Genomic DNA, 3139 nt, shown 5'->3' on the forward strand with positions numbered 1-3139 from the left:
AGTTGCGCTATCAGCCGGGCAGACGCGGACTGTGATTCTCTTTCCACCGGATGCATTTTCCTTCTGGCTGAACAATGAGGGTGAGCTGGTTAAACTGGTTCATATCGGCATACAGTGCAAAGAACCGGTTGAGCATTTCACCGAACAGGTGAATATCGCCCTCACCGGTGAAGCCGTTGCTGTCGAGGGTCACTTCGATATCCAGCCCCCGCAGCAGGTAGCCCTGTTCAAAACGTTGAAGGCGATGGTGCTCCACATGCTGAATCGCCTCCAGACGTCGGGTGTTCAGTTCATCTTCCTGCCAGTTATACAGCGCCAGCGTCCCGCGCAGCACTTCGGCGGTACTCATCATGTTAAGGAAACCGGATCCCAGGTGGCTCAGAACCCGCCAGTGAAAACGGTCTTCGGAAGGCGGATAGACTGGCAGCGTTGGTTTGCAGAGATTGCGTACTGAAAGTTGTGTACTGACCACCTGCTCACAGCGGTCAAGCAGCGTACTCTGTAGTGCACGGCGCGGCAGCTGGCCATTGGTGCCGGTGATTTGCAGCGATACTGCTTCACGCTCAAACAGGCGGTCCTCTTCCCACTGGTGCCCCCCAAGGATAAGCCAGGTGTCATACAGCCCAGTCACGCTGCGCTTCACGCGGGTGTGGTAGTAACGGGGTGGTGCATGACGGCGCATCATCCCGCCTTTGTGCCTGAAGCTGCTGAACGGCACATACTCTGCGTCACTGGTCCGGTTTGAGCCTGTCACCGAATCCACCGAATAAATCTCGGTGTGTCCGTCCTGCAGACGTTTGGGGCGCAGCAGGTACTCACTTTCAAGCCCGGTAATGGTGAGCGGGTCAGCTTCCAGTGTGAACAGGTTAATCACCGGCACACAGTGCAGACGAACCGCGTCATCGTTGACCGGCAGCTCTGATGGCCACGGTGTTCTGAACACGACTTCGATGTCGAAATACTCCGCCCCGGCAGGCGGTGTAATGCCATCCAGGCCGTTGAGGTGGACAAACATAAACTTGTCACGGAAGGTGAAGTACTCCAGCAGCAGCTGGTAGCCGCTGAAGGCGGTATCGCCTTTCGGCCACAGTCCGTCCTCTTCAGCAAACCCGCCCGGCGAGAAATAGCCGTCAAGCCGGATACGGTCGGCCTGGCCAGGCAGGCGCATATACAGCGCCGCCTGCCGTTTGGTCAGCATCAGATGCAGTTGGCTACTGACGGGGGCATCCGCCCCGAGATACAGGCTCAGACGGCTGAGGTCAGCTCCGGACCAGTCTGCCTGGCTGCTGCAGGCAAAGCGCATCCGCAACAGCGAACGACCGTCAGGCTCAGTCGTCATGGTAATGCCCGAAACGCTCAGGGGATTGAGCATCACATCCCGGGTGGTACGGTAACGACAGACCGTGTTCTTCGGCCCTACCGGACGGGAATATATCTCAAGACCCGCGGGTACCACTTCCGCCATTTTCATAGCATGCAACGCCGGAGTGAGTGCCACCACCGAGAGGGACGGAATGGTGCGCAGATAGTGTGGCCAGAGCATGCTGACCAGCCCTTCCGTCAGTTCCGGCAGATCGTCGTCAATTTTTTCGCGCAGCCGCCCCATAGAGAAGGCAAACCCTTCAAGCAGGCGTTCAACATACGGATCGGGCGTGCCGGCCTTATCCAGGTCGAGCATTGCCGCCCGATCGGGGTGGGTTTGCGCGAACTCTTTCGCGGCTTCACGCAGGTAGCGCATTTCCGCATCAAAATAGCGCAGGGTTAAATCTTCCATTTATTCTTTTTCCTATGGGCTAACCGCAAAGCACGGCGGCCCGCGCGGGATCAACCGCAATCAGTTCAGCCAGCAACGTGTCCATCACCGGCGTGAGACGAGCCTTATCGGCCTCGCTGCGCCCGGCTTTTATTCTGAGTAATTTCAGGTGACGGGCCCAAACCTCAAACAGCAGGTCAGGTTCCCAGTCGCTGAGCCTCACTTCTCCGGCACGCTCTCCCAGTTCCGCAAACAGGTGCACCGCCAGCTCATTTTTTCCGTACTGCTCAGCCAGACGGCCCATCAGCAGACGCAGCAACCACTGCTGGCGGGCCGTGGTAATACCGGGGCGATTCTGTAGCCAGACCAGGGCTGCATCCAGGCCCTCGCTGTCGGCCAGCGTGACTGCTTCCGGCTCCAGGGTGAGAATGTCATCGTTACCGGCCGCCATCTGCGCGGACGGCGTGTCATTGCCCCATCCCCCCATCGGATCCAGCACGTCCTGTTTTATCCAGTTCAGCGTCACTTCGTCCGCAAACGGCGTTCCGTCGCTGAAGGCCAGCGTCTCCAGCCCGGAAAGGCGGGTCAGCAGCCCTTTCAGGTCGGCGGCAATAATGTCAGCCAGGGTGTCCTGACCTGATTTCGTCAGCGCCTGGTGGATATACCACTGTAAATCCAGCCACAGATGGTTAGCGCCGCGGGAAAAGGTGCTGTCCGCTGTTTCCAGCATCTCAGCCCAGCTCTGCTGCAGGTAGAGGCGTTTGAGCAACGCACGCTGGTCTGCTCTTGGCGGTTCGATGCGGGTACGTCCCTGCGCGTCCGGGGCCGGAATGGACCGTAATGTATCGTGGCGCAGGCTTTTCATCAGATGGTGTGCGGAGAGCCAGCCATCCGGCTGCTCACGCAGGTATTCGGTAAGCGTCCGGGCCTGCGCCAGCAAATCCTGACCGGAGGTGATACGCCCGATTGGAGGAGCATCACTGTGGCCAGCCGTGGAAGGTGTTTCGCTGGTACTGGCATTCTGCGGCACGACCGCATCCACGCCACCCGCTTTCTGCAGACGGCTTTCCAGTGCGCCATACAGCACGTTCAGCTCAGGACGGATTCCATCCGGCTCATTTTCGGTAAGCTGTGCTATCAGCAGCAGCGCCCCGGTGGTCCGCTCCGCCTCTTCCCTGACCACCTCCGGGTACAGAGACAGGCTGTCGGTCATGCGCGAACCGGCCAGCCACTCCAGCGCCGCCTTCCGGCTGCGGTCCCGCTGCGGATGCAGCTGCGCACCAAAGCGTTCAATCAGACCGGCCAGCAGTTCGAGCCCCTCTGCCAGCCCCTGCTCCCCCTCACGATGCAGCTTTGCCCAGCAGTAGTAAGTCGCGACGCGGATAA

General features: G+C 59.6%; 2 protein-coding genes. Both read right to left on the bottom strand.

Annotation, left to right across the window (positions count from 1 at the left end):
• Nucleotides 1–10: 10 nt before the first annotated feature.
• A complete protein-coding gene (gene tssF, locus BHU62_RS24475) occupies nucleotides 11–1774 on the bottom strand; it encodes a type VI secretion system baseplate subunit TssF (RefSeq protein ID WP_073534939.1) in 1764 nt (587 codons plus the stop codon).
• A gap of 19 nt (nucleotides 1775–1793) precedes the next feature.
• A partial coding sequence (gene tssA, locus BHU62_RS24480) for a type VI secretion system protein TssA (protein WP_073534940.1) occupies nucleotides 1794–3139 on the bottom strand: 1346 nt, incomplete at its 5' end.

The organism is Serratia marcescens (genome assembly GCF_001902635.1).
GTDB lineage: Bacteria > Pseudomonadota > Gammaproteobacteria > Enterobacterales > Enterobacteriaceae > Serratia > Serratia marcescens_F.